Source organism: Burkholderia sp. AU30198, from assembly GCF_020419825.1.
In the GTDB taxonomy this organism is placed as follows: domain Bacteria; phylum Pseudomonadota; class Gammaproteobacteria; order Burkholderiales; family Burkholderiaceae; genus Burkholderia.
The window spans coordinates 68,448-85,246 of record NZ_JAIZSA010000004.1; the positions used below are offsets into that span (position 1 = coordinate 68,448).

At 65.4% G+C, this 16,799-nt stretch carries 16 protein-coding genes; all 16 read left to right on the forward strand.

Annotated elements, in window-relative coordinates:
• Positions 1–107: 107 nt before the first annotated feature.
• Complete coding sequence (gene ndk, locus LGN19_RS11305; protein ID WP_122945553.1) at positions 108–533, forward strand: nucleoside-diphosphate kinase; 426 nt, start codon at positions 108–110, stop codon at positions 531–533.
• 55 nt (positions 534–588) lie between these two features.
• Complete coding sequence (gene rlmN, locus LGN19_RS11310; RefSeq protein WP_226214665.1) at positions 589–1,728, forward strand: 23S rRNA (adenine(2503)-C(2))-methyltransferase RlmN; 1,140 nt, start codon at positions 589–591, stop codon at positions 1,726–1,728.
• Positions 1,729–1,892: 164 nt separating this feature from the next.
• Positions 1,893–2,918 carry a helix-turn-helix domain-containing protein gene (locus tag LGN19_RS11315; protein ID WP_122945551.1) on the forward strand — a complete coding sequence of 342 codons (1,026 nt, stop codon included), beginning with the start codon at positions 1,893–1,895 and terminating at the stop codon, positions 2,916–2,918.
• 112 nt (positions 2,919–3,030) lie between these two features.
• A complete protein-coding gene (gene ispG / locus LGN19_RS11320; RefSeq protein ID WP_226214667.1) occupies positions 3,031–4,335 on the forward strand; it encodes a flavodoxin-dependent (E)-4-hydroxy-3-methylbut-2-enyl-diphosphate synthase in 1,305 nt (434 codons plus the stop codon).
• A 16-nt stretch (positions 4,336–4,351) separates the two neighbouring features.
• Entirely contained in the window at positions 4,352–5,692 is a 1,341-nt protein-coding gene (gene hisS, locus LGN19_RS11325; protein ID WP_226214669.1) for a histidine--tRNA ligase, read from the forward strand.
• Between the two features lie 55 nt (positions 5,693–5,747).
• Positions 5,748–6,377 carry a tetratricopeptide repeat protein gene (locus LGN19_RS11330; protein ID WP_043188288.1) on the forward strand — a complete coding sequence of 210 codons (630 nt, stop codon included), beginning with the start codon at positions 5,748–5,750 and terminating at the stop codon, positions 6,375–6,377.
• Between the two features lie 41 nt (positions 6,378–6,418).
• Positions 6,419–7,564, forward strand: coding sequence for an outer membrane protein assembly factor BamB (bamB, locus tag LGN19_RS11335; protein ID WP_226214671.1), 1,146 nt, complete (start codon positions 6,419–6,421; stop codon positions 7,562–7,564).
• Between the two features lie 247 nt (positions 7,565–7,811).
• Entirely contained in the window at positions 7,812–9,149 is a 1,338-nt protein-coding gene (gene der, locus LGN19_RS11340; RefSeq protein WP_011352258.1) for a ribosome biogenesis GTPase Der, read from the forward strand.
• A 154-nt stretch (positions 9,150–9,303) separates the two neighbouring features.
• On the forward strand, positions 9,304–9,543 hold the full coding sequence (hfq, locus tag LGN19_RS11345) for an RNA chaperone Hfq (RefSeq protein ID WP_014896913.1): 240 nt from the start codon (positions 9,304–9,306) through the stop codon (positions 9,541–9,543).
• Between the two features lie 72 nt (positions 9,544–9,615).
• Positions 9,616–10,791: a GTPase HflX gene (gene hflX, locus LGN19_RS11350; protein WP_226215070.1), complete on the forward strand. Its 1,176-nt coding sequence runs from the start codon at positions 9,616–9,618 to the stop codon at positions 10,789–10,791.
• Between the two features lie 47 nt (positions 10,792–10,838).
• A complete protein-coding gene (gene hflK / locus LGN19_RS11355; RefSeq protein WP_226214673.1) occupies positions 10,839–12,173 on the forward strand; it encodes an FtsH protease activity modulator HflK in 1,335 nt (444 codons plus the stop codon).
• 15 nt (positions 12,174–12,188) lie between these two features.
• Positions 12,189–13,088 carry a protease modulator HflC gene (hflC, locus tag LGN19_RS11360; RefSeq protein ID WP_226214674.1) on the forward strand — a complete coding sequence of 300 codons (900 nt, stop codon included), beginning with the start codon at positions 12,189–12,191 and terminating at the stop codon, positions 13,086–13,088.
• Positions 13,089–13,124: 36 nt separating this feature from the next.
• Entirely contained in the window at positions 13,125–13,316 is a 192-nt protein-coding gene (locus LGN19_RS11365) for a DUF2065 domain-containing protein (RefSeq protein ID WP_006478685.1), read from the forward strand.
• Positions 13,317–13,430: 114 nt separating this feature from the next.
• Positions 13,431–14,579, forward strand: coding sequence for an ATP phosphoribosyltransferase regulatory subunit (locus tag LGN19_RS11370; RefSeq protein WP_122945545.1), 1,149 nt, complete (start codon positions 13,431–13,433; stop codon positions 14,577–14,579).
• A 113-nt stretch (positions 14,580–14,692) separates the two neighbouring features.
• A complete protein-coding gene (locus tag LGN19_RS11375; RefSeq protein WP_011352252.1) occupies positions 14,693–16,039 on the forward strand; it encodes an adenylosuccinate synthase in 1,347 nt (448 codons plus the stop codon).
• 7 nt (positions 16,040–16,046) lie between these two features.
• On the forward strand, positions 16,047–16,643 hold the full coding sequence (locus LGN19_RS11380) for a phosphoribosyltransferase (protein ID WP_011352251.1): 597 nt from the start codon (positions 16,047–16,049) through the stop codon (positions 16,641–16,643).
• Positions 16,644–16,799 lie beyond the last annotated feature (156 nt).

The window sequence follows — 16,799 nt, forward strand, 5'->3', positions numbered from 1 at the left end:
TTCTGAACCTTTCATGCGTGTAAGGGTTCAATCGCAATGATACACGGGATCGTGCTACAATAGCGGATTCATTTGAACCTGTAACTTCTTAATTTTTTGGAGTTTTTATGGCAATCGAGCGCACCCTGTCGATCATCAAGCCGGATGCGGTGGCAAAGAACGTGATCGGCCAGATCTACAGCCGTTTCGAAGGCGCCGGCCTGAAGATCGTCGCATCGCGCATGGCACACCTGTCGCGTGCAGACGCAGAGAAGTTCTACGCGGTTCACGCAGCGCGTCCGTTCTTCAAGGACCTCGTCGATTTCATGATCTCGGGCCCGGTGATGATCCAGGTTCTGGAAGGTGAAGGCGCGATCCTGAAGAACCGCGACCTGATGGGCGCGACGGATCCGAAGAAGGCAGAAGCGGGCACGATCCGCGCCGACTTCGCCGACAGCATCGACGCGAACGCCGTTCACGGCTCGGACGCTGCAGAAACGGCAGCGGTCGAAGTCGCGTTCTTCTTCCCGGAAATGAACGTTTACTCGCGCTAAGCCCTGGCTGGCAGCAAGTAGGCAGGATTCAGCGCACGCGGCAAGGCAGCACATCATGACGAGCGAAACTTCCGTCAATCTTCTCGACTTCGATGCCGAGGGTCTTGTCGCGTACTGCGGCAGCCTCGGCGAGAAGCCGTTCCGCGCCAAGCAGTTGCAGCGCTGGATCCATCAGTACAACGCTGGCGATTTCGACGGCATGACCGATCTCGCGAAGTCCTTGAGAGAAAAACTCAAGGGCCGCGCGTCGATCGGCATGCCCGAGATCGCCAGCGATCACGTTTCCGCCGACGGCACGCGCAAGTGGCTGATCGACGTCGGAAACGGCAATGCGGTCGAAACCGTGTTCATCCCGGAAGAGACGCGCGGCACGCTGTGCGTGTCGTCGCAGGCCGGGTGTGCGGTCAACTGCCGCTTCTGTTCGACGGGCAAGCAGGGCTTTTCCCGCAACCTGTCGACAGCTGAAATCATCGGCCAGCTCCGGATGGCCGAATTTGCATTGCGAGCGTCCCTGGGCCGTGCGCCCGGCCCGAACGGCAAGGCCGAGCGGGTCGTCACCAACGTGGTGATGATGGGCATGGGCGAGCCGCTGCTGAATTACAGCGCGGTCGTGCCGGCAATGCGGCTGATGCTCGACGACAACGCGTACGGCCTGTCGCGCCGCCGCGTTACGCTGTCGACGTCCGGCGTGGTGCCGATGATGGATCGCCTCGGCGCCGAACTGCCGGTCGCGCTGGCCGTTTCGCTGCACGCGCCGAACGATGCGCTGCGCGACGAGCTGGTGCCGCTCAACAAGAAGTATCCGCTGCGCGAGCTCATGGCGGCTTGTCAGCGTTATCTGAAAGTCGCGCCGCGCGACTTCATTACTTTCGAATACTGCATGCTCGACGGCGTCAACGACACCGAAGCGCATGCGCGCGAACTGCTGGCCGTCACGCGCGACGTGCCGTGCAAGTTCAATCTGATCCCGTTCAATCCGTTTCCGGAATCGGGCCTCATCCGCTCGAAACCGGAGCAGATCAAGCGCTTTGCACAGGTTCTCCTCGACGCGGGTGTCGTCACGACCGTGCGCAAGACGCGCGGCGACGACATCGATGCCGCGTGCGGCCAGCTGGCCGGCGCAGTGAAGGATCGCACGCGCCTCGCGGAACGAACGGGCACAGCAGGGAAAATCATCGAAGTTCGGTCGGTTTGACATGGACACCTGGCCGGGGATGCCAGGACCTTTTGGCGGTACAACACGCGAATAGCGATCGGTCGCGGCGCCTCGGCGTCGCGCATGGTATGGACAGTTGCGGGTGCCGGCCGGCGGGAACCGGTGGCGGCCGCCAGTGAAGAAGAATCGACGCGAGGACAAGGATGAGTGAGCCGCAGCCGTCTAACGGCGCAGAGACGAATGGCGCGAAGCCGGCACCGGCAGGGTTGGAATCGCTTGCGGCGGTCGGCAGCCGGCTGGCGCAGCTTCGGGAGGCGAGGGGTTGGACGGTCGACGACGTGTCGGCGCGACTCAAGGTCGCACCGCCGAAGCTTCGGGCGCTCGAGGCCGGCGACATCAGCCATTTGCCCGGCGTGACGTTTGCGCTCGGCGTCGTGCGCAGCTACGCGAAGATGCTCGGCGTCGATCCGGAACCGTTCGCGCAGGCGTTGCGCCGTGAGCGCGGGGTGCCGGAAGTCGACCTGTCGATGCCCGCATCGTCGGGGACGGATCTGCCGCGCGGCCGCGTGTCGATTCCGCTGGGCGGATCGTCGCGGCATCACCCGTGGCTGTGGGGCACGGCGATCGTCGTCGTCGCGGTGGTTGCCGTACTGATGTGGCACACTGGCGGCGATTCGGCGAGCCTGCTCGCGCGCTTCAAGAGCGGCGACGCGGAGCACGCGTCGGCGGCGAGCGTGCCGGCGGCATCGTCGTCGTCCGTCGAAGAGGCGGCGTCGAGCGGCGCGTCTGCCGTGGTCGCGAATGAGGTTCCGGCCCCGGCTGCTGCGTCGGCAGCCCCGGCGCCGGTCGTTGCGTCGGCTGCTCCGGCGCCTGCGCCCGTGGCGCCGGTCGTGACGGCGGCTGCATCGCAGCCCGTCGTGGCAGCGACGGCGGCCAGCGCCGCCGCGCCGGCCCAGCCGGCGAGTGTCGTGGTTGCGGCCGGCCAGTCGATGATCGAGCTGAAGGTCAAGCAGGACAGCTGGTTCAGCGTGCGCGACAAGAGCGGCAAGGAACTGTTCTCTGGGCTGGTGCACAGCGGCGAGGCGAAGCAGGTCGCTGGCGACGGGCCGTTCAAGGTCACGATCGGCAACAAGGCCGGCCTCGATACGGTTGCGTTCGACGGAAAACCTGTCGATCCGGCAAAATATTCGGCAGCGCGGGGTAATGTGGCGCGGTTCACGTTGCCCTGACGTCAAGCGCCGTGACGAAGGCCTGTCGTCGATATCGGCAGGCCGTGCGGGCACGGCGCTTTTTCAATTCATGCGCCGCGCCGCGGCGCATTCCGCGTAAATGGATCTATCGATGCAATCCGAAGCTCAATCCCCACGCAGCAGTCAGATTTGTTCAACCGAGCCGGTGTTCGGCGGGCATCAGCCGCGCCGTGTATCGCATGCGGTGGATGTCCGTTGGGGCGGGCAGCTCGTGACGATCGGCGGCGACGCGCCGGTGCGCGTGCAGTCGATGACGAATACCGACACGGCCGACGCGATCGGCACGGCAATCCAGATCAAGGAACTCGCGAATGCGGGCTCCGAACTGGTGCGCATCACGGTCAACACGCCCGAGGCAGCGGCCGCCGTGCCGGCGGTCCGCGAGCAACTCGACCGCATGGGCGTGACCGTGCCGCTCGTCGGCGATTTCCACTACAACGGCCACCTGCTGCTGCGTGACTACCCGGGTTGCGCGGAGTCGCTGTCGAAGTACCGGATCAACCCGGGCAACGTCGGCCAGGGCGCGAAGCGCGATACGCAGTTCGCGCAGATGATCGAGGCCGCGGCCAAGTACGACAAGCCGGTACGGATCGGCGTGAACTGGGGCAGTCTCGACCAGGACCTGCTCGCGCGCATGATGGACGAGAACGGTGCGCGTTCGCAGCCGTGGGATGCGCAGAGCGTGATGTACGAGGCGCTGATCCAGTCGGCGATCGGCTCGGCCGAACGTGCGGTCGAACTGGGCCTCGGCCGCGACCGCATCATTCTGTCGTGCAAGGTCAGCGGCGTGCAGGACCTGATCGCCGTGTACCGCGAACTCGCCCGCCGCTGCGGCTTCGCGCTGCACCTCGGGTTGACCGAGGCCGGCATGGGATCGAAGGGCATCGTCGCGTCGACGGCTGCACTCGCCGTGCTGCTGCAGGAAGGGATCGGCGACACGATCCGCATCTCGCTGACGCCGGAACCGGGCGCGTCGCGCACGGGCGAGGTAATCGTCGGCCAGGAAATCCTCCAGACGATGGGCCTGCGCTCGTTCGCGCCGATGGTGATCGCGTGCCCGGGCTGCGGCCGTACGACGAGCACGCTGTTCCAGGAACTCGCGATGCAGATCCAGACCTACCTGCGCGAACAGATGCCGGTCTGGCGCAAGGAATATCCGGGCGTCGAGAAGATGAACGTCGCGGTGATGGGCTGCATCGTCAACGGCCCGGGCGAATCGAAGCACGCGAACATCGGCATCAGCCTGCCGGGTTCGGGCGAAAACCCGGCCGCGCCCGTCTTCATCGACGGCGAGAAGGTCAAGACGCTGCGCGGTGAGCGGATCGCCGAGGAATTCCAGCAGATCGTCAGCGACTACGTCGCACGCAATTACGGCCGCGCTGAGGCCACGAACTAATTCGTCCACACACACGATGACTGAACAAAAACGCAAGATCGAGAAGCTCACCGGCGTCAAGGGCATGAACGACATCCTCCCGCAGGATGCCGGCCTTTGGGAGTTCTTCGAAGCTACGGTGAAATCGCTGCTGCGCGCATACGGTTACCAGAACATCCGCACGCCGATCGTCGAGCACACGCAGCTCTTCACGCGCGGCATCGGTGAGGTTACCGACATCGTCGAGAAGGAGATGTACAGCTTCACCGACGCGCTGAACGGCGAGAACCTGACGATGCGCCCGGAAAACACCGCGGCCGTCGTGCGTGCGTCGATCGAGCACAACATGCTGTACGACGGCCCGAAGCGCCTGTGGTACATCGGCCCGATGTTCCGTCACGAGCGTCCGCAGCGCGGCCGCTACCGCCAGTTCCACCAGGTCGGCGTCGAGGCGCTCGGCTTCGCGGGTCCTGATGCGGATGCCGAGATCATCATGATGTGCCAGCGCCTGTGGGACGACCTCGGCCTGACCGGCATCAAGCTCGAGATCAACTCGCTAGGCGTCGCCGAAGAGCGTGCGGCGCATCGCGTCGAACTGATCAAGTACCTCGAGCAGTTCGCTGACGTGCTCGACGAGGATGCGAAGCGTCGCCTGTATACGAACCCGCTGCGCGTGCTCGATACGAAGAATCCCGCGCTGCAGGAAATCGCGCAGAACGCGCCGAAGCTGATCGACTTCCTCGGCGACGAATCGCGCGCGCACTTCGAAGGGCTGCAGCGCCTGCTGCTCGCGAACAACATCCCGTTCAAGATCAACCCGCGTCTCGTGCGCGGCCTCGACTACTACAACCTGACCGTGTTCGAGTGGGTGACCGACAAGCTCGGCGCGCAGGGCACGGTCGCGGCCGGTGGCCGCTACGATCCGCTGATCGAGCAGCTTGGCGGCAAGCCGACCGCCGCGTGCGGCTGGGCGATGGGTATCGAGCGGATCCTCGAACTGCTGAAGGAAGAGGATCTCGCTCCCGAGCAGGAAGGTGTCGACGTGTACGTCGTGCACCAGGGCGAGACCGCACGCGAACAGGCATTCATCGCGGCGGAGCGCCTGCGCGATACGGGCCTCGACGTGATTTTCCACTGCAGCGCCGACGGCGCGCCGGCCAGCTTCAAGTCGCAAATGAAACGGGCTGACGCAAGCGGCGCCGCGTTCGCGGTGATCTTCGGCGAAGAAGAGGTGGCGAACGGCACGGTGGGCGTGAAAGCGCTGCGCGGGGCGGGCGGAGACGGGGAAAAGAACGTTCAGCAGACCGTACCGGTCGAAGGCTTGACCGAATTCCTAATCAATGCGATGGTTGCATCCGCCGAAGACGGCGACGACTGATCGCGCTGGTATCCGCTCGACAAGAAAGGCCTGAACAGGAAGGAATCGCTCGCCGATGAGTTATCACGACGAACAAGAATCGATTGAAAGTCTCAAGGCGTGGTGGGCCCGCTGGGGTAACCTCACCACGTGGATCGTGCTCGCGGCGCTCGTCGTCGCGGCCGGTTTCAACGGCTGGAACTACTGGCAGCGCCGTCAGGCTGCCGAGGCGTCCGGGCTGTACGAGCAGGTCCAGAAGGCCGCCGCCGCGAACGACAAGGCGACGATGGCCCGCGCGGCCGCCGACATGGAAGACAAGTTCGGCAGCACGCCGTATGCGCAGATGACGGCGCTCTCCGCTGCGAAGACGCTGTACGCGGCCGGCGACGCGGCAGGTGCGAAGGCGCAGTTGCAATGGGCTGTCGATCACGCCAAGGATGACGAGTACAAGCAGATCGCGAAGCTGCGTCTCGCGGCGCTGCTGCTCGACGAGAAGGCGTACGACGCGGGCCTCGCGCTGCTGTCGGGTACGCCGGTCGATGCATTCAAGGGCCTCGTGGCCGATCGCCGTGGCGATCTGCTTGCCGCGCAAGGCAAGACCGACGATGCGCGCGCGGCTTACAAGCTTGCGCTCGACGGCCTGTCGAAGGATGACCAGTCTGCGCGCCAGCTCGTTCAGTTCAAGCTGGACGCGCTCGGCGGCTGAACCCTGGTCCCCTCAACCTCTTAACTCTGCTTCGCTAACCGATGAATTTGCTGAAACGTTACGCTGTGCCCGTTGCCTGCGCGGCGGCTGTCCTCGCATTGGCGGCCTGCTCGTCGACGAAGGATGCGCGACGCGTGCCGACGCCGCTCACCGAGTTCAAGCCCGTGATGGACGTGCAACAGGTCTGGAAGGCGAGCGTCGGCAAGGGCGGGCGCTACCTGTTCTCGCCGGTGGCCGTGGGTGACGCCGTCTATGCGTCGGGCGAAAACGGTTCGGTCGAGAAGATCGACGCGAAGACGGGCCAGACGATCTGGCGCGCGAAGGTCGGCTCCGACCTGTCGGCCGGTGTCGGCAGCGACGGCAACCTGACCGCGGTCGGCGCGCTGAAGGGTGGCGTGTTCGTGCTGGGCCCGGACGGCAAGCAACTGTGGAAGACCAGCGTGCAGGGCGAGATCTTCTCGCCGCCGCTCGTCGGCAACGGTCTCGTGGTCGTCCGCACGATCGACGGCCAGGTGATCGCGTTCAACGCGCAGACGGGCGAGCAGAAGTGGAACTACCGCAACCGCGCGGTGCCGCTGAACCTGCGCGTGTCGGCCGGCATGACGTTCGCGGGTGACGCGGCGGTGCTGGCGGGCTTCCCCGGCGGCGGGCTGGTCGCGATCAACCTGCAGACGGGCGAGCCGTTCTGGCAGACCCCGGTGTCGTTCCCGAAGGGCGTGACCGAAGTCGAGCGCATCAACGACGTCAGCGGCCCGCCGACGCTCGTGGGCGCGGAAGCCTGCGCGGTGACGTTCCAGGGTCAGCTCGGCTGCTTCGACGCGAACTCGGGCCGCCCGCTGTGGGAAAAGGCGTTCTCGAGCCGTAGCGGCCTCGCGCAGGACGATTCGGTGGTCGCCGGCGGCGACGACTGGTCGGTCGTGACGGCGTACGACGCCGCCTCGGGCAACGAGTTGTGGCGCAACGACAAGCTGAAGAGCCGTGACGTCAGCGTGCCGTATCTGCTCGGGCACGCAGTCGTGATGGGCGATTACAAGGGCTTCGTGCACTTCCTGTCGCGCGAAGACGGCAGCTTCATTGCACGGATGAAGACCGACGGCAGCGCGATTACGGCGGCGCCGGTCCTCGCGGGCAATACGCTCGTCGTGCAGACGAAGGACGGCGGCCTGTACGGATTCCGTCCGCGCTGACGCGCAGGAAACACGCGCGGCCGCGGTGCGACGGGCTTGTCCCGTGCACCGCGGCCGCGCGGCTTGAAGGCGGCCGGTGCTCCCGGCCGCTCGGTATTTGAAAGGCAGTTCGAGACGAAAGACGACGGCGCGCAACGCGCGCCAGGCGCGCGCATCCGGCGCGGCGCGAATTCGTGATATTTTCATTCAGCGCAGCCGCCCGCAGCAGCGGGCCTCCCGCTGCTGCGCTTCACCGTAGAAAACACAGATGAAACCGGTCATTGCCCTTGTTGGGCGCCCCAATGTGGGGAAATCCACGCTGTTCAACCGGCTCACGCGCTCGCGTGATGCGCTGGTCGCCGACTTGCCGGGCCTGACGCGCGATCGCCATTACGGCGAAGGGCGCGTCGGCGAGCGGCCGTACCTGGTCGTCGATACGGGCGGCTTCGAGCCCGTCGCGAAGGACGGCATCCTGCACGAGATGGCGCGCCAGACGCGGCAGGCCGTCGAGGAAGCCGACGTCGTCGTGTTCATCGTCGACGGCCGTAACGGCCTTGCGCCGCAGGACAAGTCGATCGCCGACTACCTGCGCAAGACCGGCCGGCCGATCTTCCTGGTCGTCAACAAGGCCGAGGGGATGAAGTACACGGCGGTCGCGACGGACTTCTACGAGCTCGGGCTCGGCGACCCGCGTGCGATCTCGGCCGCGCACGGCGACGGCGTGACCGACATGATCAACGAGGCGCTGGAAGTCGCGTACGCGGGTCAGCCGGAGGAAGCGGACGAGGACGACCCGTCGCGCGGCATCAAGATCGCGATCGTCGGCCGTCCGAACGTCGGCAAGTCGACGCTCGTGAACGCGCTGATCGGCGAAGATCGCGTGATCGCGTTCGACATGCCGGGTACGACGCGCGATTCGATCTACGTCGACTTCGAGCGTAACGGCAAGAAATACACGTTGATCGACACGGCCGGCCTGCGCCGCCGCGGCAAGGTGTTCGAGGCGATCGAGAAGTTCTCGGTCGTGAAGACGCTGCAGTCGATCTCCGACGCGAACGTCGTCATTCTTCTGCTGGATGCGCAGCAGGACATTTCCGACCAGGACGCACACATCGCCGGCTTCGTCGTCGAGCAGGGCCGCGCGCTCGTGATCGGCGTCAACAAGTGGGACGGCCTCGACGAGCATGCGCGCGATCGCGCGAAAGCGGATTTGACCCGCAAGCTCAAATTCCTCGACTTCGCGAAATCGCATTACATTTCGGCCGCGAAGAAGACCGGCATCGGCGCGCTGATGCGCTCGGTCGACGACGCGTACGCGGCGGCAATGGCGAAGCTGCCGACGCCGAAGCTCACGCGCGCGCTGATCGAGGCGGTCGAGTTCCAGCAGCCGCGTCGTCGCGGCCCGGTGCGTCCGAAGCTGCGCTACGCGCACCAGGGCGGCCAGAATCCGCCGCTCATCGTCATCCACGGTAACGCGCTCGACGCAGTGACGGAAACGTACAAGCGCTACCTGGAAAACCGCTTCCGCGAAACTTTCTCACTGACTGGGACTCCATTGCGAATAGAGTTCCGTTCGTCGAACAATCCGTACGCGGACAAGAGCTGAAGACGTCTGTTACACGCGTCACGCAAGGGGTTGGCCGCAAGGCCTATGCCCCGGGCGGGCCAGGCAAAATCGGCTATAGTGTAGCGATTGGCGCCGGATCTCTTTTTCTTCGCCGCCAATCCAGATCAACCTGCAAAAAAAGATGGAGTACGCCATGAGCAACAAAGGGCAATTGTTACAAGACCCGTTTTTGAACGCACTGCGCAAAGAGCACGTTCCCGTTTCGATCTACCTCGTCAATGGCATCAAGCTTCAAGGGAACATTGAATCGTTCGACCAGTACGTCGTGTTGCTCCGTAATACGGTGACCCAGATGGTGTACAAGCACGCCATCTCGACGGTCGTGCCGGCGCGCCCGGTGAATTTCCACCCGGACGCGGAAGTCTCGTCCTAACCTATCGCAGCGGCCGGCATCCGGTCGCCGCGAGCGACCGATGCCAGCCGCCTTATCTTGACACCCGATAATTTGATCAACGCAGCGCTCGTCGGCATCGATTTCGGCAAGACCGATTTCGAAGCCAGTCTCGAAGAACTCAGTCTTCTCGCCTCCAGCGCGGGGGCCCGTCCCGCAGTCACCCTCACGGGTCGTCGCTCCAGTCCCGATGCCAAGATGTTTATCGGCAGCGGCAAAGCCGAAGAACTCCGGCTTGCGTGCGACGCGCACAACGTCGAAATCGTCATCTTCAACCACGCATTGGCGCCCGCCCAGCAACGTAATCTGGAGCAGGCACTTAACAGGCGCGTGGTCGATCGCACCAGCCTCATCCTCGACATCTTTGCGCAGCGTGCCCGCAGCCACGAAGGCAAGCTGCAGGTCGAACTCGCGCAGCTTCAGTACCTGTCGACGCGGCTCATTCGCGCGTGGACCCACCTTGAACGGCAGAAGGGTGGTATCGGCCTGCGCGGCCCTGGCGAAACCCAGCTCGAAACCGACCGCCGGCTGATCGGCGAACGCATCAAGATGCTGAAGTCGCGGCTCGACCGGCTGCGCCGGCAACACAGTACGCAACGCCGGCAGCGCGCGCGCAGCGGCACGATGTCGGTGTCGCTCGTCGGCTATACGAACGCGGGCAAGTCGACGCTGTTCAATGCGCTGACGAAAGCACAGGCCTACGCGGCCGACCAGTTGTTCGCCACGCTCGACACGACGTCGCGGCGCGTGTACCTCGGCGACGAGGTCGGTCAGATCGTCGTGTCGGATACGGTCGGGTTCATCCGCGAGTTGCCTCACCAGCTGGTCGCTGCATTCCGCGCGACCCTCGAGGAAACGATCCACGCGGATCTGCTGCTGCATGTGGTCGATGCGTCGAGCGCGGTCAGGCTTGAACAGATCGAGCAGGTCAATGGTGTGCTGCACGAGATCGGCGCGGACACGATCCGCCAGGTGCTGGTGTTCAACAAGATCGACGCCGTGCCTGAGCTGGCGGCCCGCGGCGACGCGGTCGAGCGGGACGAGTATGGTAATATTTCGCGCGTCTTTTTGAGCGCGCGCACCGGTCAGGGTCTTGACGCGTTGCGTGCCGCCATCGCCGAAATCGCCTCCGCGGAACACCTTTCCAGCGCGACGTTACCCAACGGCGCGCTCGACGGCACCCCCGCTGAACCACACGAAGACCACACGATTTCCGAACACGGGCGCTAACCGGTCCCGGCCGGTTCGTCGGCGTCTAATCTGGTGAACAAACTCTGGTGAACGAATACAACGAGCGGAGTACCTGGCGGCGGATGCGCGCCTTGCTGTCGATCAACGATCCCCGCTGGGGACGCGGCGAAGGCAATGGCAAGGATGGATCCCGTCCCCGAGCGAATGAATCGAAGCGGCCGCAAGGCGGCGACGGCGATGGTCCGCCCGATCTCGACGAGATGTGGCGCAACTTCAACCGGCGCCTGAACGGCCTTTTGGGCGGCAAGGGCGGCAACGGCTTCCGTCCTGACAACGGGCGGGCCGCGCGAGTCGGCGTCGGCATCGTGATCGGCGTGCTGGTCGCGGTCTACGCGGGCAGCGGGCTGTTCGTCGTGCAGGACGGTCAGACGGGCGTCGTGCTGCAACTCGGCAAGCTGTCGGGCACGGTCGGTCAGGGCGTGCACTGGCGCGCGCCGTATCCGTTCGCGTCGCATGAGATCGTCGATACGTCGCAGGTCCGCTCGATCGAGATCGGCCGCAACAACGTCGTGCGTCTCGCGAACGTGAAGGAAGCGGCGATGCTGACGCGCGATGCCGATATCGTCGACGTGCGTTTCATCGTCCAGTACCGGATCCGTTCCGCGACCGATTACCTGTTCCGCAGTGTCGATCCCGAGCGCAGCGTCTCGCAGGCCGCCCAGGCCGCGGTACGTGTGATCGTCGGCACGCGCAGCGCAGCCGACGTGCTGAACCAGGATCGCGACGCGCTGCGCGAGCAGCTCTCCACCGCGATCCAGCGCGATCTCGACCGCTACCAGTCGGGGCTCGAGGTGACGGCCGTCACGATGCAGAGCGTTGCGGCGCCCGAGCAGACGCAGGCCGCGTACGGCGAGGTCGCGAAGGCTCGAGACGAGCGCGAGGCCGCGAAGCGCGCCGCGCAGGCGTATGCAAGCGACCTGCTGCCGAAGGCGCAGGGCGATGCCGCGAAGCTCGTCGACGAAGCGAAGGCGTATGCCGATCGCGTGGTCACGGAAGCCGAAGGCGATGCCGACCGCTTCAAGCAGGTCTATGCGCAGTACTCGAAGGCGCCCGCGGTGATCCGCGAGCGGATGTATCTCGAGACGATGCAGGAAATCTATTCGAACTCGACGAAGGTGTTCGTCGGCAACAAGGGCGGCAACAGCGTCGTGTATCTGCCGCTCGACAAGCTCGTCGAGCAGGGGCGACAAAACGCCGCGGCGTCCACTGGTGCCTCCGCGCCCGATGCGACGTCGGCACCGGCGGCTGTCGCGCCGGCTGCAGCGGCACCCGCGAGTGCGGCGTCGGCGGCGTCCGGCAACGACGTGCTGCGATCGCGCGAAGGGTTTCGCAGCCGGTCGCGCGAAGACGATCTGAAGTAACGGGGAGCGCAGAACATGAACCGAATCATTGCGCTCGTCGTCGCAATCGTGATCGTTGCCTTCGCGGCATCGTCGACCGTCCTGACCGTCGATCCGCGCCACACGGCCGTGCTGTCGGGACGCGATGGCGCGCAGCCCGAGCTGGCGGGCCCGGGCATCCATTTCAAATTGCCGCCGCCGCTGCAGACGGCCACGCTGATCGACACGCGCCTGCAATCGGTCGAGTCGTCGGATCCGCTGCAGCTGGCAACGGAAGACAAGCACGACCTGCTCGTCGCCTACGCGGTGAAGTATCGGATCAGCGATCCGATGAAGTATTTCGCGACGACGGGTGGCGACCCGTCGGCAGCCGGCGACCGTCTGGCCGGCGCGCTGAAGAGCGCACTCGGCGACGCGTTCGGCAAGCGCTCGCTCGACGACGCGCTCGGCGGCCAGCGTGCGATCGCCGATGCGGCGCGCGACGAAGTGAAGGCGAAGGCGTCCGGGTTCGGCGTCGACGTGGTCGACGTCCAGCTGACGCGCGTCGACTTGCCGGCCGCTCAGACCGATGCGGTCTATCAGCGGATGATCGGCGCGCTGCGCGATCAGGCGGCGCAGGTGCGTGCGCAAGGCGCGGCCGACGTCGAGCAGATCAAGGCGGACGCTGAACGCGAACAGCAGGCCGTGCTCGCGAACGCGTACAAGTCCGCGCAGACGATCAAGGGCGAGGGCGATGCGAAGGCTGCGACGATTGCCGCCGACGCGTTCGGCCGCGATCCGCAGTTCTATCAGTTCTACGCGAGCCTGCAGGCTTACCGGAAAACGTTCAAGCGCAACGACATCATCGTCGTCGACCCCGACAGCGAGTTCTTCCGCTTCATGCGCAGCCCGACGGGCGGTGCCGCACCGGCGGCGCCTGCTCCCCGCAAACACTGACCTTGGGGCGCCGCGTCGAGCGGCGCCGTCGCTCGCATGGACCTGGCTGGCTCGTTGTTGCTCGCAGTAGCGCTGATGCTGATCATCGAGGGGGCGTTCCCCTTCGTGTTTCCCGTCGCCTGGCGCGACACGTTTCGTAGAATAGCTGAGCGGCCGCCGCATCATATCCGGATCGGCGGGCTGATCGTGATGGTGCTCGGGCTCGTACTGCTGCTGCTCGCGACCTGACCGGACACCTGATCCAGACGGCGCATCCGCCGTTCGTCCCGCCCGAATTCAGAATTTCCGATTCACATCGCGGCGCGCGTGTCGCGCGCTGTTTCCCGTCGTAGGACCGTACCGATGTCGACCTGGTTACTTCCCGAGAATATCGCCGACGTACTGCCGTCGGAAGCGCGCAAGATCGAGGAGCTGCGCCGCAGGCTGCTCGACCGCTTCCGTTCGTATGGCTACGAAATGGTGATGCCGCCGCTGCTCGAGTATCTCGAGTCGCTGCTGACGAGCGGCGGCGCCGACCTGCGCCTGCGCACCTTCAAGCTGGTCGACCAGATGTCGGGCCGCACGCTCGGCCTGCGCGCCGACATCACGCCGCAGGTCGCGCGGATCGACGCGCACCTGTTGAATCGCCAGGGCGTGACGCGCCTCTGCTATGCGGGCCACGTGATGCATACGCGTCCGCGCGGCCTGCACGCGACGCGCGAGCAGATCCAGATCGGCGCCGAAATCTACGGGCATGGCGGGCTGGAAGCCGATCTCGAGATCCAGCAACTGATGCTCGATGCGTTGCATCTCGCGGGCCTGTCGCGCATCCGTCTCGACCTCGGTCACGCGGGCGTGCTCGCGGCGCTGCTGGCGCGCGACGCGCAGGCTGCCGAGCGCGGCGAGTCGCTGTACGACGCGTTGTCGGGCAAGGACGTGCCGCTGCTGAACGAGCTTACCGACGATCTCGGTGCCGATACGCGCGCCGCGCTGCGTGCGCTGCCGCACCTCTATGGCGATGCGAGCGTGCTCGCCGAGGCGCGCGCGCGGTTGCCGGTGCTACCCGAAATCACGCGGGCGCTCGACGATCTGGCGCAACTCGCGGCGCAGGCGAAGGGTGTCGAAGTGGCGATCGATCTTGGCGACCTGCGCGGCTACGCGTACCACAGCGGCGCGATGTTCAGCGCCTACATCGACGGCGTGCCGAACGCGATCGCGCGCGGCGGCCGCTACGACCACGTCGGTCAGGCGTATGGTCGTGCCCGTCCGGCCACGGGCTTCTCGCTCGACCTGCGCGAACTCGCGCGGATCTCGCCGGTCGAGGCGCGCGGCACCGCGATTCTCGCGCCGTGGGCGCAGGACGACGCGCTGAGCGCGGCCGTTGCGGCGCTGCGCGATGCGGGTGAAGTCGTGATCCAGGCGCTGCCGGGTCACGATCATGTACTCGACGAGTTCGCTTGCGACCGTTCGCTCGTCGAGCGCAACGGCGCATGGGTGGTCGAACCCCGATAAACAGGCGTTCGCGGGACGTGCTTCGGCGTGCATATCGTTGAAGCGAAACGGAAAAATTCGGAATCGCCCGCGAACATAGGTAGAATACGTTTTTAACCAGCTAACGAATCAACATGTCTGCCAGCGCAGTGAACGTGACTCCCGGGCGCAATGTCGTCGTCGTGGGAACGCAATGGGGTGATGAAGGCAAGGGCAAGATCGTCGACTGGCTGACGGACCACGCTCAGGGCGTCGTGCGTTTCCAGGGCGGTCACAACGCCGGCCACACCCTCATCATCGGCGGCAAGAAAACGATCTTGCGCCTCATTCCGTCGGGCATCATGCGTGAAGGCGTCGCCTGCTACATCGGCAACGGCGTCGTCCTGTCCCCCGAAGCACTGTTCAAGGAAATCGGCGAGCTGGAAGAGGCCGGCGTGAACGTGCGCGACCGCCTGTTCATTTCCGAAGCCACGACGCTGATCCTGCCGTATCACATCGCGATCGACCAGGCGCGCGAAGCGCGCAAGGGCGCGGGCAAGATCGGCACGACGGGCCGCGGCATCGGCCCCGCGTACGAAGACAAGGTTGGCCGCCGCGCGCTGCGCGTGCAGGACCTGTTCGACGCGAAGACCTTCGCCGACCGCCTGCGCGAAAACCTCGATTTCCACAACTTCGTGCTGACCCAGTACCTGGGTGGCGCGGCCGTCGATTTCCAGGCCACGCTCGACACGATGCTTGGTTATGCCGATCGCCTGAAGCCGATGGTGGCCGACGTGTCGCGCCGCCTGTACGACGCGAACAATGCGGGCCAGAACCTGCTGTTCGAAGGCGCGCAAGGCACGCTGCTCGATATCGATCACGGCACCTATCCGTTCGTCACGTCGAGCAACTGCGTCGCAGGTGCGGCGTCGGCTGGCGCGGGCGTCGGTCCGCAGAAGCTCAACTACATCCTCGGCATCACGAAGGCGTATTGCACGCGCGTCGGCTCGGGCCCGTTCCCGAGCGAACTGTACGATGCGGACAATCCGCAGCGTCAGGACCAGGTCGGCGTCACGCTCGCGAACGTCGGCAAGGAATTCGGTTCGGTCACCGGCCGTCCGCGCCGCACGGGCTGGCTCGACGCGGCCGCGCTGCGCCGCTCGATCCAGATCAACGGCGTGTCGGGCCTGTGCATGACGAAGCTCGACGTGCTCGACGGCCTCGACGAAGTCAAGCTGTGTGTCGGCTACAAGATCGACGGCAAGGATGCGGACATCCTGCCGCGCGGTGCCGCCGACGTGGCCCGTTGCGAGCCCGTGTACGAAACGTTTGCAGGCTGGAAGGAAAGCACGGTCGGCATCAAGACGTGGGAAGCACTGCCGGCGAACGCACAGGCTTACCTGACCCGCGTCCAGGAAGTGGCTGGCGTGCCGGTCGACATGGTGTCGACGGGCCCGGACCGTGACGAAACGATTCTGCTCCGCCATCCGTTCAAGGTGTAATGTCCAGATGACGCAGCAAATCACGATGACGGCGGCAGACTTGATGACTGATCCGCGCAACGACGACAAGAACCTGTGGGTAGGTTGGGACGAGTATCACCGTCTCATCGAGTTGCTCGCGCTCCAGGTGCATGCATCGGGCTGGAAGTTCGACCAGATCCTGTGCCTCGCGCGCGGTGGCCTGCGCGTCGGCGATCAACTGTCGCGCATCTACGACGTGCCGCTCGCGATTCTCGCGACGAGTTCGTACCGGGAAGCGGCCGGCACCGAGCAGGGCGATCTCGACATCGCGCAGTACATCACGATGACGCGCGGCAACCTGGCGGGCAACGTGCTGCTGGTCGACGATCTCGTCGATTCCGGCGTCACGCTTGCGCGCGTGCAGGAGCACCTGAAGGAGCGCTATCCGTCGGTGACGGCCGTGCGCTCGGCCGTGCTCTGGTACAAGGGTTGCTCGAAGGTCAAGCCTGACTATCACACGCAGTTCCTGCCGACGAATCCGTGGATTCATCAGCCGTTCGAGGAGTGGGACACGGTTCGCCCGCACAACCTCGAGGCGTGGATCAAGCGCGGTCGCGCACAGCGCGACGGTTCGGGCGCGTAAGCGGCCGGCAGATCGAAGGAAAGCCTTGTACGGCGCCGCTTGCGGCGCCGTTTTTCATTGGGGCGCCATGCGTGACGGCGCCGCGCGTACCGTGGATCCGGTAGGCAGACGGCGTTGCCGCGGCTATGATTGGCAGCCCTGCCACAGCTCGCGCCG